This is a genomic window from Burkholderia sp. AU33423 (assembly GCF_002223135.1).
Classification (GTDB): domain Bacteria; phylum Pseudomonadota; class Gammaproteobacteria; order Burkholderiales; family Burkholderiaceae; genus Burkholderia; species Burkholderia lata_D.
On record NZ_NKFH01000004.1, the window covers coordinates 81452 to 105697 of the forward strand.

The following is a 24246-nucleotide window of genomic DNA, read 5'->3' on the forward strand; positions in this document are numbered from 1 at the left end:
TCGGACATGCACGGCGCGGGCCGTGCGATGCAGGAGCAGGAGACTCAATCATGCAAGTCAACGAAAACCTTGGCAGCGCCGCCGTGAAGCCGTCGGCCGACGCGCTGGTGCCGCAGCAGAGCGACCGCCAGAAGTGGTGGCAGCATTTGACCGAATACAGCCTGATCGCGATCTTCGCGGTGATGTTCATCACGATGTCGCTGACCGTCGATCACTTCTTCTCGATCGACAACATGCTCGGTCTCGCGCTGTCGATCTCGCAGATCGGCATGGTCGCGTGCACGATGATGTTCTGCCTCGCGTCGCGCGACTTCGACCTGTCGATCGGCTCGACCGTCGCGTTCTCCGGCGTGCTGTGCGCGATGGTGCTGAACGCGACCGACAACACGTTCGTCGCGATCGTCGCGGCGGTCGCGGCCGGCGCCGCGATCGGCTTCGTGAACGGCGCGGTGATCGCGTACCTGCGCATCAACGCGCTGATCACGACGCTCGCGACGATGGAGATCGTGCGCGGGCTCGGCTTCATCGTGTCGAAGGGGCAGGCGGTCGGCGTGTCGTCGGATACGTTTATCGCGCTCGGCGGGCTGTCGATGTTCGGCGTGTCGCTGCCGATCTGGGTCACGCTGCTGTGCTTCATCGGCTTCGGCGTGCTGCTGAACCAGACGGTCTATGGCCGCAACACGCTCGCGATCGGCGGCAACCCGGAAGCCTCGCGGCTCGCGGGGATCAACGTCGAACGCACGCGCGTGTACATCTTCCTGATCCAGGGCGCGGTGACGGCGCTGGCGGGCGTGATCCTCGCGTCGCGCATCACGTCGGGCCAGCCGAACGCCGCGCAGGGCTTCGAGCTGAACGTGATCTCCGCGTGCGTGCTCGGCGGCGTGTCGCTGATGGGCGGCCGCGCGACGATCTCGGGCGTCGTGATCGGCGTGCTGATCATGGGCACCGTCGAGAACGTGATGAACCTGCTGAACATCGATGCGTTCTACCAGTACCTCGTGCGCGGCGCGATCCTGCTCGCGGCCGTGCTGCTCGACCAGCTGAAGAACCGCGGCGTCCGCGACTGACCGAATCCACGGAGACGATACGCATGACCATCGACACATCAGTGCACGGCACGCACGCGGCGGCGAGCGACGCGCGCTTCGCACGCTACCCGAGCCTCGAGGATCGCGCGGTGCTGATCACGGGCGGCGCGACCGGTATCGGCGCGGCGTTCGTCGAACACTTCGCCGAGCAGGGCGCGCGCGTCGCGTTCGTCGACCTCGACGCGGCGGCCGGTACCGCGCTCGCGGAAAGCCTCGCGCACGTACGCCATGCGCCGCTGTTCCTCCAGTGCGACCTGACCGACATCGACGCGCTGCGCCATGCGATCGACGCGATCCGCGCGCGCATCGGCGCGATCGCGGTGCTCGTGAACAACGCGGCGAACGACACGCGCCACGCGATCGGCGACGTGACGCCCGAATCGTTCGACGCGGGCATCGCGGTGAACCTGCGTCACCAGTTCTTCGCCGCGCAGGCGGTGATCGACGACATGAAGCGGCAGGGCGGCGGCGCGATCGTCAATCTCGGCTCGATCAGCTGGATGCTGAAGAACGGCGGCTACCCCGTCTACGTGATGGCGAAGGCGGCCGTGCAGGGGCTGACGCGCGGCCTCGCGCGCGACCTCGGCCCGTTCGGCATCCGCGTGAATTCGCTGGTGCCCGGCTGGGTGATGACCGACAAGCAGCGCCGGCTGTGGCTCGACGACGCGGGCCGCGCGGCGATCAAGGCCGGCCAGTGCCTCGATGCCGAACTGCTGCCCGCCGATCTCGCGCGGATGGCGCTGTTCCTTGCGGCCGACGACAGCCGGATGATCACCGCGCAGGACGTGATCGTCGACGGCGGCTGGGCCTGACCGTTCGCACGACCCGCATCGTTTCTTCGACGAAGGAAAGGAGTTCACCATGACCGCCACGTCCTCGAGCGCATCGTCGTCCACCAGCCAGTCGCGCCGCGCGCGCCTGGCCGCCGCCGCGCAGCCGGTCAGCCCCGGCCCGCAGACAGCAGCCTTTGCGCAGGGCGTCGGCGCCGCGCATGCGGCGGCCGTCACGCTGTCGAACGCGTTGCTGCGGCTCGACGTGCTGCCGCATCTCGGCGGCGGCATCGCGCGCTTCGACTGGCGCGGCGACAACGGCGCGCTGATGCCGGTGTTCCGCCGCTGCGAGCACCCGGAGGCGGCGACGGACCCGAACGAGCTAGCGTGCTATCCGCTGCTGCCGTACTCGAACCGGATCGGCGACGGGCGCTTCGAATGCGACGGGCGTAAGGTCGCGGTGCCGCGCAACCGCCGCGACGAGCCGCTGCCGATCCACGGCGACGGCTGGCTCGCACCGTGGCAGGTGGACGATGCGACCGGCACGTCGCTGCAACTGTCGCTCGACCGCACCGCCGGCGCGCCGTATGCGTTCCGTGCGATCCAGTCGTTCGAGCTCGACGACGCGACGCTGTCGATCGCGCTGACGATCGAGAACGCGGGGCGTGCGCGGCTGCCGTTCGGGCTCGGCGTGCATCCGTTCCTCGTGCGCGATACCGCGACCGAACTGGCCGCGGCTGCCGGCGGGCTGTGGCTGTCGGGCGCCGATTTCCTGCCGGTGCGGCACGTGAGCGTGCCGCCGGCCTGGCAGTTCGGCGTCGCGTATCCGCTGCCGGCCGCGCTCGTCAATCATGCGTTCACCGGCTGGGGCGGCCACGCGACGGTGAGCTGGCCGCGCCGCGGGCTGTCGCTGACGGTGGCGGCCGACGCCGACGCATACGTGCTCTATACGCCGCCCGGCGAGGATTTCTTCTGCTTCGAGCCGGTCGATCATCCGATCAACGCGGTGAACCTGCCGGGCGGCGCGACCGCGCACGGGATGACGCTGCTCGCGCCCGGCGAGCGGCTCACGCGGCGTTTCGCGTTCACCGTCGAGCGCGCCGATGCGCGCGGCAATGCGGCTTCGCGCGAGGCGCGCCGGCGACGCGGGTAAAATACGCGGTCTACCAACGGTTTGCCGCGAGTACCCGCCATGTCTTCCCCGCTTACTTTCATCGAATCGCTGCGCGCCGCGTGGCAGCGCACTAACTCGCTGCTGTGCGTCGGCCTCGATCCCGAGCCGTCGCGTTTTCCCGTGCAGTTCGACGGCCAGCCCGACGCGATCTTCGAATTCTGCCGGCAGATCGTCGACGCGACCGCGGAATACGCGAGCGCATTCAAGCCGCAGATCGCCTACTTCGCCGCGCATCGCGCGGAAGACCAGCTCGAGCGGCTGATCGCGCACATCCACCTCCAGCATCCGGGCCTGCCGGTGATCCTCGACGCGAAGCGCGGCGACATCGGCAGCACGGCCGAGCAGTACGCGCGCGAAGCGTTCGAGCGCTACCGCGCGGACGCCGTCACGGTGAACCCGTACATGGGCTACGACTCGGTCGAGCCGTACTTCGAGCACGAAGGCAAGGGCGTGATCGTGCTGTGCCGCACGTCGAACCCGGGCGGCTCGGACCTGCAGTTCCTCGACACGAACGGCCGGCCGCTGTACCAGGTCGTCGCCGACCTCGCGGCGAACAAGTGGAACGCGAAGAACGGCCAGCTCGGCCTCGTGGTCGGCGCGACGTTCCCGAAGGAAATCGAGATCGTGCGCGGGATCGTCGGCGACATGCCGCTGCTGATTCCCGGCATCGGCGCGCAGGGCGGCGACGTGCAGGCGACCGTCAACGCGGGCCGCACGGCCGACGGCACCGGCATGATGATCAACTCGTCGCGCGCGATCCTGTACGCGAGCAAGGGCGAGGATTTTGCCGAAGCCGCGGCGCTCGCCGCGCAGAAGACCCGCGACACGATCAACGCGCATCGTTGATGTCGCACCGGCCGCCTTCCCGGGCGGCCGGTTCCGGCCAGCCCGCACGCGCGGGCCCGGGCCGTTTTCCCTCCTGGTTCCCGCCTTTCCGCCTGCCCGGCTCGCACTGGCGCACGCGGACAACTTCCCGTCGCTTCCGCACTGCATCCCCGCGCGCCAATCGCGCGATGCTCCCGCTTGTCATCGATCCGTCACGAAAATGTCAAGAAAGGAGCGACGCCATGCCCAAGCTGTCCCGCCGTCTTCTGAGCGCATTCGCTGCATCGCTGTGCATGACGTTCGCCCATGCGGCGGATCTCTCGCACTGGCCGGCCGACAGCGCGAAGGCGCTGAACGCAATGATCGCCGCGCACGCGCACCGCGGCGACTACGCGGTGTTCGACGCCGACAATACGACCTACCGCTACGACCTCGAGGAGTCGCTGCTGCCGTACCTCGAGAGTCGCGGCGTGCTGACGCGCGACACGCTCGACCCGTCGCTGAAGCTGATCCCGTTCAAGGATTCCGCCGACTACCGGGAATCGCTGACGAGCTATTACTACCGGCTGTGCGAGATCGACGACCTGGTCTGCTACCCGTGGATCGCGCAGGCGTTCGCTGGGCAGTCGCTGGCCGACCTGAAGCGCCACGTCGACGCGATGCTCGCCGATGGCAAGCCGATCCCCATCCGTTACTGGCAGGGCGACAAGGTGGTCGACGGTACGGTGAACCCGCCGCGTTTCTTCCGCGGGATGCAGGAGCTGTACAACGCGCTGCGCGAGAACGGGATCGAGGTCTACGTGATGACGGCCGCGCACGAGGAGCTCGCGCGGCTCGTGCTGTCCGACCCGAAGTACGGCTACAACGTGAAGCCGCAGAACGTGATCGGCGTGACGACGCTGCTGCGCAACCCGGCGACCGGCGCGTTGACCACCTCGAGATTGCAGATCAAGGCCGGCAAGTACGACGAGGCCGCGAACCGCAGCCTGGTGATCACGCCGTTCCTGATGAACCCGATGACGTGGTACGAAGGCAAGCTCGGCTCGATCGTCGGCTGGATCGACCAGTGGAAGAAGCCGGTGCTCGTCGCGGGCGACACGCCGACGTCCGACGGCTACATGCTGCTGAACGCGACCGACGTCGCGCGCGGCGGCGTGCGCGTGTGGGTGAACAAGAAGGACAAGCAGATGGCGCAGATCCGCGCGTGGTCGGATGAATCGGCCGCGCGGCAGAAGTCGCTCGGCCTGCCGGTGACGGCGGACAAGAACTGGATCGTCGTGAAGCCCGACGCGATCCAGTAAGCGGGCACGCGGGGGCGCGGCGCGCGCCCCCGGCCCGATCAGCCCTCGCGCTCGTCGAGCAGCTTCAGCAGCCCGCGCAGCGCATGCGCGGCCGCCTGCGTGCGGATCTGTTCGCGGTCGCCCTTGAACACGAGCGTCTCGACGTCGGTATGCAGCCGGTTGCTCCAGCCGAACGACACGGTGCCGACCGGCTTCTTCTCGCTGCCGCCTGCGGGGCCCGCGATGCCGGTGACGGACAGCGCGACCTGCGCGCGGCTGTTGCGCAGCGCGCCTTCGGCCATCGCGCGCGCGACGGGCTCGCTGACGGCGCCGTGCTTGTCGATCAGGTCGGGCGGCACGCCGATCATCTCGATCTTGGCCTGGTTCGAGTATGTGACGAAGCCGCGCTCGAACCACTGGCTGCTGCCGGAGATGTCGGTGATCGCCGCGGCGATCATGCCGCCGGTACAGGATTCGGCGGTGGCGAGCGTCAGGTGCTCGTCACGCAGCTTGTTGCCTGCGCGGATCGCAAGCTGGTGGACGACGGAATCGGTTGGCATGCGCGTCGGGAAACGGAAGTCGGAAAATCGGTCAGCCGACGACGGAGCGCCACAGGGCGATCACGAGCAGCGTCATGAACGCGGCGACCAGGTCGTCGACCATGATGCCGAGCCCGCCTTTCAGGCGGCGCTCGACATAGCGGATCGGCGGCGGCTTGAGCATGTCGAAGAAGCGGAACGCGACGAACGCCCACAGCTGGCCGACGAAGGTCGCGGGCGTGACGAACAGCATCACGAGCCAGATCGCGACGATCTCGTCCCAGACGACGGCGCCCGGATCGGCAGAACCCATCTTCCTCGCGGTGAAATCGGTGAGCCGCGTGCCCGCCACGAAGCCGACCGCGATCAGCGCCCACCATTCGGGCACCGTCAGGTAGCGGTTGAGCACGACGAACGTGAGCCAGCCGAACAGCGAGCCGAACGTGCCGGGCATGATCGGTGCGAGCCCGCTGCCGAAGCCGAGCGACACGATGTGCGCCGGGTGCGACAGCATGAAGCGCGCGGTCGCGCGCCGCGGCGCGTTGCCGGCGGATGCGGCGCCGGGCTCGGCCGCGGTGTGCGCGGGCGTCGGGTCAGTCTGCATGGAAGTGGTCGAAGCCGTGCAACGTGAGAGCGAGAGGCGCGCCGTCGGCGTCGCGCCACGCGATCGCGGGCGGGTCCGACGGCACGGACAACGCGCGTATTGTACCGATTCGGGTGACCGCCACGCCGGCCGTTACGCCGGCTGCTTCGACCGCCACGCGAGCTGCCGCCGGCGCGGTGAAGCACAGTTCGTAGTCGTCGCCGCCGGCCAGCGTGCAGCGGCGCTGCACGTCGGGCGGCAGCGTCGCGAGCGCGGCCGAGCGCGGCACCGCGTCGGCATCGATTTCGGCGCGCACGTTCGAGCGGGCCAGGATGTGCTGCAGGTCGCCGGCGAGGCCGTCCGACAGGTCGAGCGCCGCGTGCGCGACGCCCGCGAGCGCGAGGCCGAGCGCGATGCGCGGTTCGGGGTACTCGAGCGCGCGCCGGAATGCGGCCGCTTCGTTCGCACCGGCCGCCCATTCGCCGCGCGCGACGCCGAGGCCGGCGCGCGCATCGCCGAGCGTGCCGGACACCCAGACGTCGTCGCCGTCGCGTGCGGCATCGCGGCGCAGCGCCGCGTCGGGTGCGACTTCGCCGAATACGGTCACGCACAGGTTCAGCGGGCCGCTCGTCGTGTCGCCGCCGATCAGCTCGCAGCCGTAGCGCTCGGCGAGCGCGAACAGCCCGTTGCTGAAAGCTTCCAGCCACGCGGCGTCGGCACGCGGCAGCGCGCACGCGAGCGTGAACGCGCGCGGCTCGGCGCCCATCGCCGCGAGGTCGGACAGATTGACCGCGAGCGTCTTGTGGCCGAGCGCGTCGGGCGCGACGTCGGGGAAGAAGTGGCGGCCTTCCACCAGCATGTCCGTCGAAATGGCCAGCAATTTCCCGGATCGGGGCGTGATCAACGCGCAGTCGTCGCCGATGCCGAGCGTCGACGCGCGGGCGCCCTGCGCGGCGCGGCGCGTGAAGAAGCGTTCGATCAGCGAAAACTCGGAGAGGGCGGCTGGCACGGCGGATGGATCCGAAACGATGGAAGGAACGGCATTGTACGAGGCGAGCGGCGGCGTTCCTGCACCGTTCAGTACAATTTTGTCGCGGCTGTTGCACCCGAATCGCCGGTCTGGCGGCCGATGATTGGCGCTACAATGCCGTCGAAGAGTTATTCTAATCCGCCCGCCAAGAGACACATGTCTACCCAAGCCTCCTCTAAAGCCAAACTCCGCGAAGCCGCGCTCGACTATCACGAATTCCCGACCCCCGGGAAAATCGCGATCGCCCCGACCAAGCAGATGATCAACCAGCGCGACCTCGCGCTCGCGTACTCGCCGGGTGTGGCGTACGCGTGCGAGGAGATCGTCGAGAATCCGCTCAACGCGGCGCGCTTCACCGCGCGCAGCAACCTGGTCGGCGTCGTCACGAACGGTACGGCGGTGCTCGGTCTCGGCAACATCGGCCCGCTCGCGTCGAAGCCGGTGATGGAAGGCAAGGCGGTGCTGTTCAAGAAGTTCGCGGGCATCGACGTGTTCGACATCGAGCTGAACGAATCGGACCCGCACAAGCTCGTCGACGTGATCGCCGCGCTGGAGCCGACCTTCGGCGGGATCAACCTGGAAGACATCAAGGCGCCGGACTGCTTCATCGTCGAGCGCGAAGCGCGCAAGCGGATGAAGATCCCGGTGTTCCACGACGACCAGCACGGCACCGCGATCGTGGTGGCCGCGGCCGTCACGAACGGGCTGAAGGTCGTCAACAAGGACATCAAGAAGGTCAAGCTCGTCGCGTCCGGCGCGGGTGCGGCCGCGCTCGCGTGTCTCGACCTGCTGGTCGACATCGGCCTGCCGATCGAGAACATCATCGTGACCGACCTGGCGGGCGTGGTCTACAAGGGCCGCACCGAGCTGATGGATCCGGACAAGGAGCGTTTCGCCCGCGAAACGGAAGCCCGGACGCTGGCCGAAGTGATCGACGGCGCGGACATCTTCCTCGGCCTGTCGGCCGCCGGCGTGCTGAAGCAGGAGATGGTGAAGGGCATGGCCGAGCGCCCGCTGATCCTCGCGCTCGCGAACCCGACGCCGGAAATCCTGCCGGAACTCGCGCTCGAAGTGCGCCCGGATGCGGTGCTGGCCACGGGCCGCACCGATTACCCGAACCAGGTCAACAACGTCCTGTGCTTCCCGTTCATCTTCCGCGGCGCACTCGACGTCGGCGCGACGACGATCACGCGTGAAATGGAGATCGCGGCCGTCAACGCGATCGCCGAGCTTGCGCAGCACGAGCAGAGCGACATCGTCGCGACCGCGTACGGCATCCAGGATCTGTCGTTCGGGCCCGAATACCTGATTCCGAAGCCGTTCGATCCGCGCCTGATCGTGAAGATCGCACCGGCCGTCGCGCAGGCCGCGATGGACGGCGGCGTCGCGACGCGCCCGATCGAGGACATGGACGCGTACAAGCAGCATCTGCAGCAGTTCGTGTACCACAGCGGCACGACGATGAAGCCGATCTTCCAGATCGCGCGCGCCGCACCGGAAGAGAAGAAGCGCGTCGTGTTCGCGGAAGGCGAAGAAGAGCGCGTGTTGCGCGCCGTTCAGATCATCGTCGACGAAAAACTCGCGAAGCCGATCCTAATCGGCCGCCCGTCGGTGATCGAGCACCGTATCCAGCGCTACGGCCTGCGCCTGACGCCGGGCACCGATTTCACGGTCGTCAACACCGAGCACGACGAGCGCTACCGCGACTTCTGGCAGACGTACTACAAGATGATGGCGCGCAAGGGCATCAGCGAGCAGCTCGCGCGCGTCGAGATGCGCCGCCGCACGACGCTGATCGGCTCGATGCTGGTGAAGAAGGGTGAAGCGGACGGGATGATCTGCGGCACGATCAGCACCACGCACCGCCACCTGCACTTCATCGACCAGGTGATCGGCAAGCGCCCGGGCTGCAGCGTGTACGCGGCGATGAACGGCCTCGTGCTGCCGGGTCGCCAGATTTTCCTCGTCGACACGCACGTGAACGTCGATCCGACCCCGGAAGAGCTGGCCGAGATCACGATCATGGCGGCGGAAGAAGTGCGCCGCTTCGGCATCGAGCCGAAGGTCGCGCTGGTGTCGCACTCGAATTTCGGCACGAGCAACGCACCTTCGGCGAAGAAGATGCGCGATACGCTCGCGATCCTGCAGGATCGCGCGCCGGAGCTGAAGGTGGACGGCGAGATGCACGGCGACGTCGCACTCGACGCGGCGCTGCGCAAGGAAATCCTGCCGGAATCGACGCTGGAAGGCGAAGCGAACCTGCTGATCCTGCCGAACATCGACGCCGCGAACATCGCGTACAACCTGCTGAAGACGGCCGCGGGCAACAACATCGCGATCGGGCCGATCCTGCTGGGCGCAGCGCAGCCGGTGCACGTGCTGACCGAATCGGCGACCGTTCGCCGCATCGTCAACATGGCGGCGCTGCTGGTCGCCGACGTGAACGCCACGCGCTGAGCCAAAACGAACGCGCCAGGCCGGTCGAATCGGCGTGGCGCGTCGCGCGAAATTGTAAACAAAAGCAAAAAGAGGCGTGCCCGCAATGGGCACGCCGCGGGCAGGGCGCAAACGCGCTTCCGTCAAGCAACAGCAGCATCTCTCTCCACTCAGCGTAGCGAGCACGGCAAGGAGGCAGAGTCTTGCCATGCCAGAGATGCCGCCTGCATTTTATCTCATGTAAGGTAAATGTAGTGTGATTTAGGTAAAAAATGCGCAATTTCGGGTATCACTGGCCTTTCGATTCCCAAACGGACATTGATTCGCGCGGCCAATAACGCTACGCTAACGCCTTTGTTGGTCGTCAACTACTTGATTTAACAGCGGGAACCCTGGTTCATGGCACGCAAGTGGCTCCGCAACGGCGCGCTCGCGTCCGTCTTCGCGATGTTCGCGATGGGTATCGTCGGCACGCCGACGGGCAGTCTGGTTTCCGCCGCTTACGCACGGGAGGCCGTTCCGGCCGACGTGGCGGCGAGCGGGCTCGATACGATTCCGACCGCCAGTCTTCCGCGCGAGGCCGTGACCACGCTGGGCCTGATCGGCGCCGGCGGTCCGTATCCGTACGAGAAAGACGGCGTCGTGTTTGGCAACCGCGAGCGGATCCTGCCAAAAGCGAAGCGCGGCTACTACCATGAGTACACGGTGCCGACGCCGCGCGCCCGCAATCGCGGTGCCCGCCGGATCGTCTGTGGCGGGCCATTGCGCCGGATCGACAACTGTTATTACACGGGCGACCACTACAACAGTTTTAAACGTATTGTTGAATGACTTCGGGACGAATGGCATGAGCGACTCCATCTACGCGCACGAAACGGCGGCGGCGGAACTGTTCGCGGCCGGCGACGGCAATCTGTTTCAGCGCGTGATCCAACTGCACGCGGCGGCGCAGGCTGGCAGCACGCCGGAGCAACAGGAAGCCGAGCCCGGGCTTTCATCGAACGAGGAGCCTATGAGCCTTTTCACGACCGTGCGACCCAATCTCGTGCAGTCGATCCGCGCGTTCCGCGTGCAGGATCTCGCCGACGAAGCCGGCCGGCTCGGCCAGCATTTCCTGTATGCGTTTTGCGGCGCCGCGCAATCGAAGCAGGAAGTGATGGAAACGATCGCGACGTCGTTCCTGTTCCCGAAACATTTCGGGAAGAACTACGACGCGCTGTACGACTGCCTGACCGACCTCGTCGCGAAGGCCGGCGCGCAGCCCGGGTTCGTGATCGTCCTCGAAGGGCTGCCGATCGCGCAGAAATTCGACAAGGAAGGCCGCGAGACGCTGCTCGACGTGTTCCGCGAGGCGGCCGAATTCTGGGCCGAGCGCAAGGTCGCGTTCCGCGTGTTCTACTCGTTCGCGTAAGCGCACGTCGGCCGCCGGCCGATTCGGCGAATCACCCTTCAAAAGCCCGCCTCGAGCGGGCTTTTTTGCGCCTGCGCCTGTTGCATGCGCTTGGCCCGATCCGACACGGACCTTTCATCGCCCACTTTTTTCCGCGACAATCGCGCAGCCCGGGCGACGCCGCCGTGCCGGGCGCATCACACCAGACCAACATTCGAGAGAGGGCCGTTTCCCCATGACCGCTACCCGATCAGCGGCGCGCACCCGTGCGTGCCATCCGCTCGTGTGCGCGCTGACCGCGTGCGCACTGTCGCTCGGCCTCCCACTGGTCGCCCAGGCCGCCGTGCTGACCCCGGAGCAGACGACCGATCTGTATCTCGGCGCGTTCGTCAATGGCGACGCGTCGAAGGCCGAGCAGTTCAACGACGCAACGCGCACGCACTTCGATGGCGAGGGTGTGCTCGACGTGGCGGCCGTTGCGAAGCTCGCGGACAAATTGAGCGGGACGATCGTCGCGTCCATCCTGAACAAGGTGCCGGCGACGGTACGCACAACGGTGAACGGGCCGGTCACCGCGGCGATCGGGTCATTTCAGCATGCGCTCGCGCGTTCCGAGTGCAAGGCCACCGGTTCGACCCGGAAACCGAACGAATCCGTGAAAGGCGAATCGATCGCGACGGTCGAATTCGCGTGCCGCGTCGCCGAGGTGGAGCCTGGCTTGAGGGTGCTGCGGGAGACGGTCGACGAGCCGCGCTCGGAAGACGACAACGCGCGCGCGGCATATCTCGCGGCGTTCCTGAACGGTGTGGTACCCGTGTTCGACCACGCGCCGACGAGCCGGCCGATCACGGGCCGGATCGACCTGCATGGCACGGACGACAAGGGCTGGATCGCGGATTCCCCCGCCCAGGTGCTGCGGCCCGTCGTCAACGCGCTGATGAGCCAGATGCGTGACGCGAACGGCGACGCCGCCAATTAACCGGCAGCATTCGGGCCGCCGTGCATGTTGCCGGCGTGCCGGACATTCGAACGGGGGAAGTCAGCAATGAACGTTTTCACACGCGGGCTGCTGGTGGCCGCAGCCGTCGCTTCGATCGGGGGCGCGTCGGCCGCGGATGCCGCCGCGGCCGAACCGGCACCGACGCCGGCGGCGCAGGCCGTGTATCCGGCGGTCGAGCGGCTGCTTGGCGAGTTGCGCACGCGCTCGACGCCGGACCAGTATGCGGCGGTGGCCCGTGCGATTCACGCGTCGCCGGCGCTGGCCGGCCAACTGAACGAACTGGTCGATGCCGGGTTGTTGACGCGCATCGCGGTCGACAGCGGCGAACCCGCGCTCGGCCGGACGTCCGGCGCGTTGCGCAACGGCAGCGTCTGGATCCTGACGCCCGCCTTCGTCGAGAGCCAGGCGCCGCGGCGCCTGTCCCACGTCGTGCATGACGGCGACATCCTGCCGGACAACATGGTCTTCGCGCTGGGCTACATGGCGTGGCGTGCGAAGCACGATGCCGACGTGAGTCGCGAGGCCGCCGCATTGCGCGCATCGGACGACAGCGCGGACGAGAAAAAGCGGCGCTGGATCGAACTGAACACGCGGATCGATGCCGGCGGCTTCATCCAGGGCTGGAATGACACGGTCGATGCCGCCGCAGTGCAGCACGACGGCCGGCCGGTGGGAATCACGCAGATCGTGCCGATGCTGATGAACCTGCGCTATCGCGGTCCGTTGATCAAGGCGATCCAGGCGACGCCGCCGTTGCGCGTCACAGCGACGACCTTCCCGTTCGATGATGCGAGCATCGACGCGCTGGCATTGGCGCTCAAGGGTTCCAGCGTCATCGACATCGAGCCGTTGAGCGCCGCGCGCTGACGCGCATCACCACCCGCCCCAGCGCGCCGCGAGCGCCGCGAGCACGGCCGCGCCGGCCGTCTCGGTGCGCAGCACGCGGGGCCCGAGCGACAGCGCGGTGAACCCGCGTGCACGTGCCGCATTTTCCTCGTCGGGCGACAACCCGCCTTCCGGTCCGATCAGCAGCGTGACGGCCGCCGCGGGCGGCGCGTCGGGCAGCGACGCGAACGGGATGCTCGCGCGCGGCGACAGCAGCAGCCGCAGCTCGCCGTCCGCCGGTGCGGCCGGCAGCGCATCGAGCCATGCGTTGAAGCCGGCGACCGGCGCGACGTCGGGCACGCGGTTGCGCCCGCATTGCTCGCACGACGCGCGCACGACGCCGCGCCAGTGCGCGACGCGCTTGTCCGCCCGTTCGCCGGCGAGCTTCACGACGCCGCGCGCGGTCGACAGCGGCACGACCGCCGTCACGCCGAGCTCGACGGCCTTCTCGATCACCCAGTCCATCTTGTCGCCGCCGGCGATGCCTTGCGCGAGCGTCACGCGATAGGGCGGCTCGGCCTCGGCCGGTTCGAACGTGTCGATCTGCGCGAGCGCGCTGCGCTTGTCGATCTCGACGAGCCGCGCGCGGTACTGGCCGCCGGTGCCGTCGAACAGCGCGAGCACGTCGCCGGGCTGCAGGCGCAGCACCTGTGCGTGGCGCGCGACCTCGGCCGGCAATGCGAGCGTGGCGTCGGCGCGCAGTGCCGCGTCGACGAAAAAGCGCGGCACGGCCGCGGTGGTGGTGGCTTCGTTCATGCGTGTAACGGTTGGGGTCATGCGTCGAGACGGCGTCCGAGCGCCCATCGGTAGCCGTCGAGATCCTCGATCTGCGCGAACCGGTCGCCCCAGAACTGATCCTGCGGCGCGCTCAGCGATTTCGCGCCCGCGTCGAGCGCGCGCTGCCAGGTGGCGTCGACGTCGTCGACATACAGGTAGAACGATTGCGGCGCGGTGGCGTTCGCACTCTTAGGTGTGAGCGCGGGCGAGCCGAACGCGCCTTCGGGCGCGAACATCACGATCAGTTGGCCGCGATAGGCCATCTCGACGTGCATGATCGCACCGTCCTCGTCGTGCACGTCGCGTACCGTGAAGCCGAATGCGGCCTTGAAGAACTCGATGGCCGCGCGCGCGTTGCGTACGGCCAGGTAGGGCGTCAACCAAGGCACGTTGGCCGGACGTGGATCGGTCATGAAAATCTCCTGTGGGGGCGCTTGGGCACGTATTCCGATTCCATGCCTGGGCGTTCGTTCAGGGGCGGCGCGGCGTCCGGGACGTTCCGCCCCGGTGCCATGCATCGCGAAGCCTGCCAGGACGCGATGGAAAAACGGAAGCGAGGCGGCCGCGCGGACGCTCAGCGGCGAACGCCCAGTGTATCGCGCAGCGCGCACGGCAGGGCAAAGAGGGCCGCATGAAGTCGCGCATCGTAGTAGCGCAATCCCTGCACGTGGCGTGCGGCGAGGCGTTCATCGACGTCGTGCGCGAACAGCGCGGCCGCATCGAGCGTGTCGCTCGCGATCGCCATCAGCCATTGGGACCCGTATAGCGGCACATGCGCGGACAGCGGATCGACGACCGCGAAGCTCGCGCGCAGATCGTCGAGCAGCGCGGCGATGCGCGCCGCGTGGAACTCCGGCGAGCCGAGGTGCATCGAGATCGCGCCGCACGGCGTGAGGATCCGCTTGAGTTGCGCGTAGAACTCGCGCGTATAGAGGCCGGCCGCGGGCGAATCGGGCGGCGTGAGGTCGAACACGACGAGATCGAAATGCTCGATGGTCGACGTGACGAAATGCGCGGCGTCGCCGATGACGACCTCGACGCGCGGGTCGTCGAGTGCGCCGTGGTGCACGTCGTCGAGATAGCGGCGCGCCATGCCGACCACTTCGTCGTCGAGCTCGGCGACGACGATCCGCTCGATGCATGCGTGCTTGAGCAACTGGCGCGCGGCGCCGCCGTCGCCGCCGCCGAGCACGAGCGCCTTCTTCGGGCACGGATGCGCGAGTGCGGCCGGGTGCGTCATGCACTCGTGATACACGTATTCGTCGCCGACCGACGTCATCGGCCGGCCGTCCAGCGTAAACAGGCGGCCGAGCTGCGGCGTTTCCCAGACTTCGATGCGCTGGTGCGGCGATGCGACGTGTGCGAGCCGGCGTGCGTTCGGGAATCCGTAGGCGGCGTTGGGCGTGGGATGGAAGAGAAGGGTCGTGCTCACGGGCGGGCGGCTCGGGGCGGGCAGTTCTGACGTCTGAATTATAGGAGGCGCGCGGTTGTGCGGAAAAGCGTGCCGGAACACTGTGCATGGACAAGGGAAATGTCAGCCCATCTGTTAAAATGACGAGCTTTGCAGCCCCGTCCGTAGGCTCCGTCCGCTTCGCGTCCGTCAGGCGCCGCACCGCGCGCCGGGAACGATTGACGCTCGAGCTTCCGGATGCCGCCGTGCCCCCGTTTCCTCGACTCGTTCTCCGGACTCGACATGACGACTTCGTCTCCCGCCTCCACCACCCTGATGGCCAACGCGATCCGTGCGCTCGCAATGGACGCCGTCCAGCAAGCGAACTCCGGCCACCCCGGCATGCCGATGGGCATGGCCGAAATCGGCGTCGCGCTCTGGTCGCGCCATCTGAAGCACAACCCGACGAACCCGCACTGGGCAGACCGCGACCGCTTCGTGCTGTCGAACGGCCATGGCTCGATGCTGCTGTACTCGCTGCTGCACCTGACCGGCTACGACCTGCCGATCGAAGAGCTGAAGAACTTCCGCCAGTTGCACTCGAAGACGCCGGGCCATCCGGAATACGGCATCACGCCGGGCGTCGAGACGACCACCGGCCCGCTCGGCCAGGGTCTCGCGAACGCGGTCGGCATGGCGCTCGGCGAAGCGCTGATGGCCGACGAGTTCAACCGTGACGGCGCGAAGATCGTCGATCACCACACGTACGTGTTCCTCGGCGACGGCTGCCTGATGGAAGGCATCTCGCACGAAGCCTGCTCGCTCGCCGGCACGCTGAAGCTGAACAAGCTGATCGCGCTGTACGACGACAACGGCATCTCGATCGACGGCGACGTCGTGAACTGGTTCCACGACGACACCCCGAAGCGCTTCGAAGCGTACGGCTGGAACGTGATCCCGCACGTGAACGGCCACGACGTCGACGCGGTCGACGCAGCCATCGCGAAGGCGAAGCTGTCGGACAAGCCGACGCTGATCTGCTGCAAGACGGTGATCGGCCAGGGCGCGGCGACCAAGGCCGGCGGCCACGACGTGCACGGCGCGGCGCTCGGCGCGGAAGAAATCGCGAAGACGCGCGCGGCACTCGGCTGGACCTGGGAGCCGTTCGTGATTCCGCAGGAAGTCTACGCGGCATGGGATGCGAAGGAAGCCGGCAAGCGCGCGGAAACCGAATGGGATGCGACGTTCGCGCAATATCGCGCCAAGTTCCCGGCAGAAGCCGCTGAATTCGAGCGCCGGATGGCCAACCAGCTGCCGGCCGACTGGGCGCAGAAGGCTGCGGCGATCATCGCCGGCGCGAACGAGCGCGCCGAGACGGTCGCGACCCGAAAGGCGTCGCAGCAGGCGATCGAAGGCCTGGCTGCCGTACTGCCCGAACTGCTCGGCGGCTCGGCCGACCTGACCGGCTCGAACCTGACCAACTGGAAGGCATCGAAGGCCGTCCGTGCGAATCCGGAAGGCCCGGGCGTCCAGCTGGGCAACCACATCAACTACGGCGTGCGCGAATTCGGCATGAGCGCCGCGATCAACGGCCTCGCGCTGCACGGCGGCCACAAGCCGTTCGGCGGCACGTTCCTGACGTTCTCCGACTACAGCCGCAACGCGCTGCGCGTGGCCGCGCTGATGAAGGTGCCGTCGATCTTCGTGTTCACGCACGACTCGATCGGCCTCGGCGAAGACGGCCCGACGCACCAGTCGATCGAGCACGTGTCGAGCCTGCGCCTGATCCCGAACCACGACGTATGGCGTCCGGCCGACACGGTCGAGACGGCCGTCGCGTGGACCCACGCGGTCGCCGCCGACCGTCCGTCGAGCCTGATCTTCAGCCGCCAGAACCTGGCGTTCAACCTGCGTACCGATGCGCAGATCGCGAACATCGAGAAGGGCGGCTACGTGCTGAAGGACTGGGACGACGAGATCGTCGCGCGCAAGATCATCCTGATCGCGACGGGCTCGGAAGTCGAACTCGCGATGAAGGCCGTCGAGCCGCTCGCGCAGCAAGGCATCGCGGCACGTGTCGTGTCGATGCCGTCGACCAACGTGTTCGACCGCCAGGACGCCGAATACCGTGAGCGCGTGCTGCCGCACGGCGTGCGCCGCGTCGCGATCGAAGCGGGCGTGACGGCCTTCTGGCACAAGTACGTCGGCCTCGAAGGCGGCGTCGTCGGGATCGATACGTTCGGCGAATCGGCGCCGGCCGGCGTGCTGTTCAAGTACTTCGGCTTCACCGTCGAGCACGTCGTCGAGACCGCCAAGGCCGTGCTGGCCTAAAGAGACAGACGCGACGCGCGCCACCCCTCGCGCGCGTCGCACCGTGAAGCTGCACGAAACGAATTTTTTCAGCCATCAGGAGATAGACCATGACGATTCGCGTCGCAATCAACGGCTACGGCCGCATCGGCCGCAACACGCTGCGCGCGTTCTACGAGAACGGCAAGAAGCACGACATCGAGATCGTGGCGATCAACGATCTGGGCGATGCGAAGACCAACGCGCACCTGACCCAGTACGACACCGCGCACGGCAAGTTCCCGGGTGAAGTGTCGGTCGACGGCGACTACCTCGTCGTGAACGGCGACAAGATCCGCGTGCTGGCGAACCGCAACCCGGCCGAACTGCCGTGGGGCGAGCTGGGCGTCGACGTCGTGATGGAATGCACGGGCTTCTTCACGACGAAGGAAAAGGCCAGCGCGCACCTGAAGGGCGGCGCGAAGAAGGTGATCATCTCGGCACCGGGCGGCAAGGATGTCGACGCCACGATCGTCTACGGCGTGAACCACGACGTGCTGAAGGCCGAGCACACCGTCATCTCGAACGCATCGTGCACGACGAACTGCCTCGCGCCGCTCGTCAAGCCGCTGAACGACAAGATCGGCCTCGAAACCGGCCTGATGACGACGATCCACGCGTACACGAACGACCAGGTCCTGACGGACGTTTACCACGAAGACCTGCGCCGCGCGCGTTCGGCCACGCACAGCCAGATCCCGACGAAGACGGGCGCTGCTTCGGCCGTCGGCCTCGTGCTGCCGGAACTGAACGGCAAGCTCGACGGTTACGCGATCCGCGTCCCGACGATCAACGTGTCGATCGTCGACCTGTCGTTCATCGCCAAGCGCGACACGACGGTCGAGGAAGTCAACGCGATCATGAAGGAAGCATCGGAAGGCGCGCTGAAGGGCATCCTCGGCTACAACGACGCACCGCTGGTGTCGATCGACTTCAACCACAACCCGGCTTCGTCGACGTTCGACGCCACGCTGACCAAGGTGTCGGGCCGTCTCGTCAAGGTGTCGAGCTGGTACGACAACGAGTGGGGTTTCTCGAACCGCATGCTGGATACGGCTGTCGCATTCGCGAACGCGAAGTAATCCCGCACGTTGCGCGGCCGCTGCCAGGCGGCTTGCGCAGCGAACGAGCCCGGCCAGGTTTTCCGGCCGGGCTTTTTTATTGCCCGCCGTTATGGCTCGATGCTGCCGTCACTTGCTCGAGCACCGCGACGAACGCGCGCTTCAGCGGGCTGTCGAGGTCGGTCCACGCGAGGCCGATGCCGGTGCGATGTCCGGCCAGGTCGAGCGGCCGCGCGAGCACGTTCGGCGGCAGCGCGCTGGCGGCTTCCGCCGGAATCAGCCCGATGCCCATCCCCGCCGCGACGAGCGCGAGCATCGTCGTGAATTCCCCGAACTCCTGCGCGATCTCGAGCGTCGTGCCCGCGCGGCTCAGCGCGAGCAGCATGTCGTCGTGAAAGCCCGGCGCGTAGCGGCGCGCGAGCACGAACGCGGGCTGGCCGCGCAGCGCGGCCGGCGCGATCGCATCGTGCGCGGCGAGCGGATGGTCGAGCGGCAGCGCGACGACGAAGCCTTCCTCCAGCACCACGCGCGTGTCGATGCCCGCATACGCGGCCGGCAGCCGGATCATCCCGAAATCGATCCGCCGGTCGCGCAGCGCGGCGATCTGGTCGGGCGTCGGCAGGTCCTTCAGTTCGAGCGTGATCAGCGGATAGCGCTCGCGCATCGTGCGCAGCACGGCCGGCAGCAGCACGGGCAGCACCGACGACACGAACGCGATCCGCAGCGTGCCGATCTCGCCGCGGCTCGACAGCCGCGCCAGCTGTTCCGCGCGTGCGGCCTGCTGCAACGTGGCGCGCGCCTCGGGCAGGAACACGCGCCCCGTGTCGCTCAGTTCGACCTTGTGCCGGTCGCGCTCGAACAGGCGCGCGCCGAGTTCTTCCTCGAGCGCCTTGATCTGCATGCTCAGCGCGGGCTGCACGATGAACAGGCGCTGCGCGGCGCGCCCGAAATGCAGTTCTTCCGCGAGCGTGACGAAGGCGCGCAATTGCTTGAGTTCCATGGGCGGCGGGCAGGCGAGGGCGGTGATCAAGTTTCATGATAACCGGATCAAAAAAGACCATTGGCGCGGCCCCCGGCCGGCAGCCGAAGATACCGTCAACGCGAGACCGGCCGCGATGGGCCGCCGGCTCGACTGGCACGAGGAGACACGCATGACCCACGCGCTTGAACGGTTCCGCCTCGACGGCCGCCGCGCACTGATTACCGGTTCCGGACGCGGGATCGGGCTGACGCTCGCCCGCGGGCTGGCCGAAGCGGGGGCGGCAATCGTCATCAACGATCGCAATGAGGAGAAGGCCGCGACGCTCGTGCGGCATCTGCGCGAGGAAGGCTTCACGGCCGACTACGCGATATTCGACGTCGCCGAGCACGCGCAGGTGCGCGCGGCGATCGACGATTTCGAGGCGCGCGTCGGCGCGATCGACATCCTCGTGAACAACGCGGGCATCCAGCGCCGCGCACCGCTCGACGCGTTCGAACCCGACGATTGGCATGCGCTGATGCGCGTGAACCTCGACGGCGTGTTCAACGTCGCGCAGGCCGTCGCGCGGCACATGATCGCGCGCGGCCGCGGGAAGATCATCAACATCTGCTCGGTGCAGAGCGAGCTCGCACGGCCGACGATCGCGCCGTATGCGGCGACCAAGGGCGCGGTGCGGATGCTGACGAAAGGGATGTGCGCCGACTGGGCGCGCCACGGCATCCAGGCGAACGGCCTCGCCCCCGGCTATTTCGAAACCGAACTCAACCGCGCGCTGGTCGACGACGCGGCGTTCTCGGACTGGCTGTGCAAGCGTACGCCGGCTGGCCGCTGGGGGCGCGTGGACGAGCTGTGCGGCGCGGCGATCTTCCTCGCGTCGGCCGCATCCGATTTCGTGAACGGCCAGACGCTGTTCGTCGACGGCGGCTTGACCAGCGCCGTCTGAGCGGCGGCGCGCCCGCGCCGTGCGCGGTGTGCCGTTGCGCCGGCTGCGGCCGGCATCCGAATTCCCAGAAGAGTCCGCCGCACGAGCGGGCCGATGTCCCGGTCGCGCGATGCGCCGCCGGGTTCCGGAACGGAAGGCAGGAGACAACGATGGGTCGCATTTCCCCGCCGCCCGCGCGGCACGATGCAGGGTCCGGTGCGCCGGGCGGGACCGTCGAGCGCCGCGGCGTCGACACGAAGCAGCTCAACCGCGCGGCATGGACCTGTTCGCTCGGCAGCGCGCTCGAATACTACGATTTCGCGTTGTACACGCTCGCATCGGCGCTGGTGTTCGGGCCGCTGTTCTTTCCCGCGCAGACCGCCGAGATGCGGCTGATCGCGAGCTTCGGCACCTACTTCGTCGGCTTCGCGGTGCGCCCGCTCGGCGGCGTCGTGTTCGGCGTGCTCGGCGACCGGATCGGCCGCAAGTTCGTGCTGACCGCGACGGTGCTGCTGATGGGGATCGCGAGCACGCTGATCGGCGTGCTGCCGACCTTCGCGACGGCCGGCTACTGGGCGCCCGCGCTGCTGATCCTGCTGCGCATCGTGCAGGGCCTCGGTGCCGGCGCGGAGCAGGCGGGCGCCGCGGTGCTGATGACCGAATACGCGCCGCCGGGCAAGCGCGGCTTCTATGCGTCGCTGCCGTTTCTCGGCATCCAGCTCGGCACGGTGCTCGCGGCGGCCGTCTATTTCCTGCTGCTCGCGAACATCGACCGCGTCACCGATGGCTGGGGCTGGCGCGTGCCGTTCCTGTTCAGCGCGGTGATCGTCGCGGTCGGGATCTACATGCGCGTGCGACTGCACGAGTCGCCGACCTTCGTGCGACTCGAGAAGCGTGCGCAGGTCCTGGCGAATCCGCTGAAGAGCGCCGTGCAGCATTCGAAGCGCTCGCTGCTGATCGGCATCGGCCTGCGGATGGCCGAGAACGGCGGCTCGTCGATCTACCAGGCGCTCGCGGTCAGCTATCTCGCCGGCGTGATCGGGATGAAGGGGCCGATCGGCGCGCTCGCGCTGGTGTGCGCGGCGACCGTCGGCGCATGCACGGTGCCGCTGGCCGGCTGGCTCAGCGACCGCTTCGGCCGGGTGCGCGTGTATCGCACGTTCGCGTGGCTGCAACTCGCGCTCGCGTTCCCGGTGTGGTGGATCTTCAGCCATGGCAACGTGATTGCGAGCGTGATCGCGATCTCGGTCGCGCAGGGCTTCGCGAACTGGGGGATGCTCGGCGCGCAGGCCGCGCTGCTGCCCGAACTGTTCGGCGCGCGCCATCGCTACATGGGCGTGTCGTTCTCGCGTGAAGTGTCGGCGGTGCTCGCGGGCGGGATCGCGCCGCTCGTCGGCGCGACGATCATCGCGACCGTGATCGCGCTGCACGGCGGCGAGCATGCGGCCGGTGTGCGCGCATGGGTGCCGATCGCCGCGTACCTGGTGCTGCTGACGCTGATCACGCTGTTCACGACGTCGCGGATGCCGGAAACCTTGAACCGCGATCTCGACGATCCGCTCGACGCGGCGCAGGCGGCGCCGGCACCGGGCGCCGATCCGCTCGCGCGGCACGCATGAACGGGCCGGGTGGCTGACGCGGCCCGGCACGCTTTCGCATTCCACTTATCTCGACAGGAGCAAGCGCAGATGGCGCACGAATCGACCCAGCGGCCCGGACTGCTGATGACGGGCCCTTACCAGCCGTGGGACGACGCATGGCTGTCGGCAGGCTATGACGTCCACCGGCTGTGGGAGGCCGCCGACCGTGCGGCGTTTCTCGCCCAACACGGCGCCGGCGTGCGCGCGATCGCGACGCGCGGCGATCTCGGTGCGAATGCCGCGCTGATCGCCGCGCTGCCGAAGCTCGAGATCATCTCCTGCTACGGCGTCGGCACCGATGCGATCGATCTCGCCGCCGCGCGCGAACGCGGCATTCGCGTGACCAACACGCCCGACGTGCTGACCGGCGACGTGGCCGATCTCGGCGTCGGGCTCGCGCTCGCGATGATGCGCCGCATCGGCGCGGGCGACGCATACGTGCGTTCCGGCGCATGGCGCGACGGCGACATGCCGCTCGTCACGCGGCTGTACGGCAAGCGCGTCGGCGTGGTCGGCTTCGGCCGGATCGGCACGACGATCGCGCGCCGGCTGTCGGGCTTCGACGTCGAGCTCGGCTACTTCGACGTCGCACCGCGCGCGGACAGCCCGCACCGCTTCTTCGGCGACCTCGCCGAGCTGGCCGGCTGGTGCGACCTGCTGATCGTCACGCTCGCGGGCGGGCCGACGACGCGCCACCTCGTCGACGCCGCCGTGCTCGACGCGCTGGGGCCGCAAGGCTATCTGGTGAACGTGTCGCGTGGCACGACCGTCGACGAACCGGCGCTGCTCGACGCGCTCGAGCGCAACGCGATCGCCGGCGCGGCGCTCGACGTGTTCTGGAACGAGCCGCGCATCGACCCGCGTTTCCTCGCGTTGCCGAACGTGCTGCTGCAGCCGCACCATGCGAGCGGCACGATCGAGACGCGCCAGGCGATGGGCTGGCTCGTGCGCGACAACCTTGCCGCGCACTTCGCCGGCGAGCCGCTGGTCACGCCGGTCGTCTGAGGAGGCTGTCATGCGTATGCGTTGCATGTGTGTCGTGATCCACGGGCCGAACGACCTGCGGGTCGAAGAGCAGGACGCGGGCGAGATCGGCCCGGGCCAGGTGCGCGTCGAAGTCGCAATGGGCGGCATCTGCGGCTCCGATCTCCATTATTTCCGGCACGGCGGTTTCGGCGCGATCCGGCTGCAGCAGCCGATGGTGCTCGGCCACGAGGTGGCCGGCACGGTCGCCGAAGTCGCGCCGGACGTGACGGCGGTGAAGGTCGGCGATCGCGTCGCGGTCAATCCGAGCCGGCCGTGCGGCGCGTGCCGCTACTGCCTCGAAGGGCTGCCGAACCAGTGTCTCGACATGCGCTTCTACGGCAGCGCGATGCGGATGCCGCACGTGCAGGGCGCATTCCGCAACGCGCTCGTGTGCGACGCGGTGCAGTGCGTGAAGGTCGCCGATCACGTGCCGCTGTCGCTCGCGGCGCTCGCCGAACCGTTCGCGGTCGGGCTGCATGCGGTGTCGCGCGCGGGCCCGCTGATCGGCAAGCGCGTGCTGGTGTCGGGTTGCGGGCCGATCGGCGTGCTGGCGGTGGCGGCGGCGCGCGTGCACGGCGCGACGGAGATCGTCGCGACCGACGTCGTCGAGGCGCCGCTGGCAGTGGCGAGCGCGCTCGGCGCCGACCGCACGATCAACGCGGTGGCCGATGCCGGCTGGGTCGAGCGCTACGGCGCCGACAAGGGCACGTTCGACGTGATGATCGAGTGTTCGGGCAATGCGCGCGCGCTGCGTGACGGGCTGGACGTGATGCGTCCACGTGGGGTCGTCGTGCAGCTCGGGCTCGGCGGCGATGTCGGCCTGCCGCAGAACGTCGTGGTCGCGAAGGAGTTGTCGATCTGCGGGTCGTTCCGTTTTCATGCGGAATTCGCGCTCGCGGTACAGCTGATCAACGCGGGGCGCGTCGACCTGCGTCCGGCCGTCACGCGCGTGTTCCCGATGCGCGATGCGAACCTCGCGTTCGAACTGGCCGGCGACCGGCAGCGCGCGATGAAGGTGCTGATCGACTTCGCGGACGAGGCGGCGTGACGATCAAGCGCTAGCGCGCGACGGACGCTATCGGCGTTGTCAACAGAAGGC

Annotated in this window: 23 protein-coding genes; 16 read left to right on the plus strand and 7 right to left on the minus strand. The window is 68.2% G+C overall.

Features of this window, described 5'->3' with window-relative positions; all coding sequences use genetic code 11:
• Positions 1–50 precede the first annotated feature (50 nt).
• From araH to CFB50_RS03030, 5 genes are all read left to right on the plus strand, one after another.
• Positions 51–1067: an L-arabinose ABC transporter permease AraH gene (gene araH / locus CFB50_RS03010; RefSeq protein WP_089444923.1), complete on the plus strand. Its 1017-nt coding sequence runs from the start codon at positions 51–53 to the stop codon at positions 1065–1067.
• 23 nt (positions 1068–1090) lie between these two features.
• The gene (locus tag CFB50_RS03015) at positions 1091–1900 is read left to right on the plus strand and encodes an SDR family NAD(P)-dependent oxidoreductase (RefSeq protein WP_089444924.1); all 810 of its coding nucleotides are present in this window, start codon (positions 1091–1093) and stop codon (positions 1898–1900) included.
• 49 nt (positions 1901–1949) lie between these two features.
• Positions 1950–3011 carry an aldose 1-epimerase gene (locus CFB50_RS03020; RefSeq protein ID WP_089444925.1) on the plus strand — a complete coding sequence of 354 codons (1062 nt, stop codon included), beginning with the start codon at positions 1950–1952 and terminating at the stop codon, positions 3009–3011.
• 39 nt (positions 3012–3050) lie between these two features.
• Positions 3051–3878 carry an orotidine-5'-phosphate decarboxylase gene (pyrF, locus tag CFB50_RS03025; RefSeq protein ID WP_069247098.1) on the plus strand — a complete coding sequence of 276 codons (828 nt, stop codon included), beginning with the start codon at positions 3051–3053 and terminating at the stop codon, positions 3876–3878.
• 221 nt (positions 3879–4099) lie between these two features.
• Entirely contained in the window at positions 4100–5158 is a 1059-nt protein-coding gene (locus tag CFB50_RS03030; protein WP_069247099.1) for a phosphorylcholine phosphatase, read from the plus strand.
• 38 nt (positions 5159–5196) lie between these two features.
• Here the strand turns inward: CFB50_RS03030 and CFB50_RS03035 are convergent, their stop codons facing one another.
• The 3 genes from CFB50_RS03035 to thiL are packed head-to-tail and all read right to left on the minus strand — an operon-like array spanning position 5197 to position 7268.
• Positions 5197–5697 (minus strand): CinA family protein, encoded by a 501-nt coding sequence (locus CFB50_RS03035; RefSeq protein ID WP_034186407.1) that lies wholly within the window; start codon positions 5695–5697, stop codon positions 5197–5199.
• A 31-nt stretch (positions 5698–5728) separates the two neighbouring features.
• Positions 5729–6280, minus strand: a complete 552-nt coding sequence (locus tag CFB50_RS03040) for a phosphatidylglycerophosphatase A family protein (RefSeq protein WP_069247100.1) — start codon at positions 6278–6280, stop codon at positions 5729–5731.
• Complete coding sequence (thiL, locus tag CFB50_RS03045) at positions 6270–7268, minus strand: thiamine-phosphate kinase (RefSeq protein ID WP_089444926.1); 999 nt, start codon at positions 7266–7268, stop codon at positions 6270–6272. Before thiL ends, CFB50_RS03040 begins: the two co-directional genes overlap by 11 nt.
• A gap of 135 nt (positions 7269–7403) precedes the next feature.
• Between thiL and CFB50_RS03050 the strand changes: the two genes are divergently transcribed.
• From CFB50_RS03050 to CFB50_RS03070, 5 genes are all read left to right on the plus strand, one after another.
• Complete coding sequence (locus CFB50_RS03050) at positions 7404–9746, plus strand: NADP-dependent malic enzyme (protein ID WP_269466151.1); 2343 nt, start codon at positions 7404–7406, stop codon at positions 9744–9746.
• A gap of 378 nt (positions 9747–10124) precedes the next feature.
• Positions 10125–10556: a ribonuclease domain-containing protein gene (locus tag CFB50_RS03055; protein ID WP_006476946.1), complete on the plus strand. Its 432-nt coding sequence runs from the start codon at positions 10125–10127 to the stop codon at positions 10554–10556.
• Positions 10557–10572: 16 nt separating this feature from the next.
• On the plus strand, positions 10573–11136 hold the full coding sequence (locus tag CFB50_RS03060; protein ID WP_069247103.1) for a barstar family protein: 564 nt from the start codon (positions 10573–10575) through the stop codon (positions 11134–11136).
• A 214-nt stretch (positions 11137–11350) separates the two neighbouring features.
• Positions 11351–12094, plus strand: coding sequence for a hypothetical protein (locus CFB50_RS03065; RefSeq protein WP_089444927.1), 744 nt, complete (start codon positions 11351–11353; stop codon positions 12092–12094).
• Positions 12095–12160: 66 nt separating this feature from the next.
• Positions 12161–12982, plus strand: coding sequence for a hypothetical protein (locus CFB50_RS03070; protein WP_089444928.1), 822 nt, complete (start codon positions 12161–12163; stop codon positions 12980–12982).
• 6 nt (positions 12983–12988) lie between these two features.
• Here CFB50_RS03070 and CFB50_RS03075 read toward each other — a convergent pair whose 3' ends face one another.
• From CFB50_RS03075 to speE, 3 genes are all read right to left on the minus strand, one after another.
• Positions 12989–13756 carry a 16S rRNA (uracil(1498)-N(3))-methyltransferase gene (locus CFB50_RS03075; RefSeq protein ID WP_089444929.1) on the minus strand — a complete coding sequence of 256 codons (768 nt, stop codon included), beginning with the start codon at positions 13754–13756 and terminating at the stop codon, positions 12989–12991.
• A gap of 17 nt (positions 13757–13773) precedes the next feature.
• Positions 13774–14190 carry a VOC family protein gene (locus CFB50_RS03080; protein ID WP_069247106.1) on the minus strand — a complete coding sequence of 139 codons (417 nt, stop codon included), beginning with the start codon at positions 14188–14190 and terminating at the stop codon, positions 13774–13776.
• A gap of 161 nt (positions 14191–14351) precedes the next feature.
• A complete protein-coding gene (gene speE, locus CFB50_RS03085; protein WP_089444930.1) occupies positions 14352–15209 on the minus strand; it encodes a polyamine aminopropyltransferase in 858 nt (285 codons plus the stop codon).
• 216 nt (positions 15210–15425) lie between these two features.
• Here speE and tkt point away from each other — a divergent pair, with 216 nt between their 5' ends.
• Together tkt and gap are read left to right on the plus strand one after the other, a co-directional pair.
• Complete coding sequence (tkt, locus tag CFB50_RS03090; RefSeq protein WP_089444931.1) at positions 15426–17498, plus strand: transketolase; 2073 nt, start codon at positions 15426–15428, stop codon at positions 17496–17498.
• Between the two features lie 89 nt (positions 17499–17587).
• A complete protein-coding gene (gap, locus tag CFB50_RS03095; protein ID WP_059500962.1) occupies positions 17588–18598 on the plus strand; it encodes a type I glyceraldehyde-3-phosphate dehydrogenase in 1011 nt (336 codons plus the stop codon).
• 76 nt (positions 18599–18674) lie between these two features.
• Here gap and CFB50_RS03100 read toward each other — a convergent pair whose 3' ends face one another.
• The gene (locus CFB50_RS03100; RefSeq protein WP_089444932.1) at positions 18675–19577 is read right to left on the minus strand and encodes a LysR substrate-binding domain-containing protein; all 903 of its coding nucleotides are present in this window, start codon (positions 19575–19577) and stop codon (positions 18675–18677) included.
• 151 nt (positions 19578–19728) lie between these two features.
• On the opposite strand from CFB50_RS03100, the gene CFB50_RS03105 reads away from it, so the two are divergent.
• The 4 genes from CFB50_RS03105 (at position 19729) to CFB50_RS03120 (ending at position 24195) form a co-directional block, all read left to right on the plus strand.
• A complete protein-coding gene (locus CFB50_RS03105; RefSeq protein ID WP_089446021.1) occupies positions 19729–20502 on the plus strand; it encodes an SDR family NAD(P)-dependent oxidoreductase in 774 nt (257 codons plus the stop codon).
• 149 nt (positions 20503–20651) lie between these two features.
• Positions 20652–22100: an MFS transporter gene (locus tag CFB50_RS03110; RefSeq protein WP_089444933.1), complete on the plus strand. Its 1449-nt coding sequence runs from the start codon at positions 20652–20654 to the stop codon at positions 22098–22100.
• A gap of 69 nt (positions 22101–22169) precedes the next feature.
• Positions 22170–23126, plus strand: coding sequence for a 2-hydroxyacid dehydrogenase (locus CFB50_RS03115; protein WP_089444934.1), 957 nt, complete (start codon positions 22170–22172; stop codon positions 23124–23126).
• 10 nt (positions 23127–23136) lie between these two features.
• On the plus strand, positions 23137–24195 hold the full coding sequence (locus CFB50_RS03120) for an L-idonate 5-dehydrogenase (protein WP_089444935.1): 1059 nt from the start codon (positions 23137–23139) through the stop codon (positions 24193–24195).
• Positions 24196–24246 lie beyond the last annotated feature (51 nt).

Coding starts and splice junctions, on each gene's coding strand:
- araH (WP_089444923.1), top strand. CDS start 51: ATGCAAGTCAACGAAAACCTTGGCAGCGCCGCCGTGAAGCCGTCGGCC.
- CFB50_RS03015 (WP_089444924.1), top strand. CDS start 1,091: ATGACCATCGACACATCAGTGCACGGCACGCACGCGGCGGCGAGCGAC.
- CFB50_RS03020 (WP_089444925.1), top strand. CDS start 1,950: ATGACCGCCACGTCCTCGAGCGCATCGTCGTCCACCAGCCAGTCGCGC.
- pyrF (WP_069247098.1), top strand. CDS start 3,051: ATGTCTTCCCCGCTTACTTTCATCGAATCGCTGCGCGCCGCGTGGCAG.
- CFB50_RS03030 (WP_069247099.1), top strand. CDS start 4,100: ATGCCCAAGCTGTCCCGCCGTCTTCTGAGCGCATTCGCTGCATCGCTG.
- CFB50_RS03035 (WP_034186407.1), bottom strand. CDS start 5,697: ATGCCAACCGATTCCGTCGTCCACCAGCTTGCGATCCGCGCAGGCAAC.
- CFB50_RS03040 (WP_069247100.1), bottom strand. CDS start 6,280: ATGCAGACTGACCCGACGCCCGCGCACACCGCGGCCGAGCCCGGCGCC.
- CFB50_RS03050 (WP_269466151.1), top strand. CDS start 7,404: ATGCCGTCGAAGAGTTATTCTAATCCGCCCGCCAAGAGACACATGTCT.
- CFB50_RS03055 (WP_006476946.1), top strand. CDS start 10,125: ATGGCACGCAAGTGGCTCCGCAACGGCGCGCTCGCGTCCGTCTTCGCG.
- CFB50_RS03060 (WP_069247103.1), top strand. CDS start 10,573: ATGAGCGACTCCATCTACGCGCACGAAACGGCGGCGGCGGAACTGTTC.
- CFB50_RS03065 (WP_089444927.1), top strand. CDS start 11,351: ATGACCGCTACCCGATCAGCGGCGCGCACCCGTGCGTGCCATCCGCTC.
- CFB50_RS03070 (WP_089444928.1), top strand. CDS start 12,161: ATGAACGTTTTCACACGCGGGCTGCTGGTGGCCGCAGCCGTCGCTTCG.
- CFB50_RS03075 (WP_089444929.1), bottom strand. CDS start 13,756: ATGAACGAAGCCACCACCACCGCGGCCGTGCCGCGCTTTTTCGTCGAC.
- CFB50_RS03080 (WP_069247106.1), bottom strand. CDS start 14,190: ATGACCGATCCACGTCCGGCCAACGTGCCTTGGTTGACGCCCTACCTG.
- tkt (WP_089444931.1), top strand. CDS start 15,426: ATGCCGCCGTGCCCCCGTTTCCTCGACTCGTTCTCCGGACTCGACATG.
- gap (WP_059500962.1), top strand. CDS start 17,588: ATGACGATTCGCGTCGCAATCAACGGCTACGGCCGCATCGGCCGCAAC.
- CFB50_RS03100 (WP_089444932.1), bottom strand. CDS start 19,577: ATGGAACTCAAGCAATTGCGCGCCTTCGTCACGCTCGCGGAAGAACTG.
- CFB50_RS03105 (WP_089446021.1), top strand. CDS start 19,729: ATGACCCACGCGCTTGAACGGTTCCGCCTCGACGGCCGCCGCGCACTG.
- CFB50_RS03110 (WP_089444933.1), top strand. CDS start 20,652: ATGGGTCGCATTTCCCCGCCGCCCGCGCGGCACGATGCAGGGTCCGGT.
- CFB50_RS03115 (WP_089444934.1), top strand. CDS start 22,170: ATGGCGCACGAATCGACCCAGCGGCCCGGACTGCTGATGACGGGCCCT.
- CFB50_RS03120 (WP_089444935.1), top strand. CDS start 23,137: ATGCGTATGCGTTGCATGTGTGTCGTGATCCACGGGCCGAACGACCTG.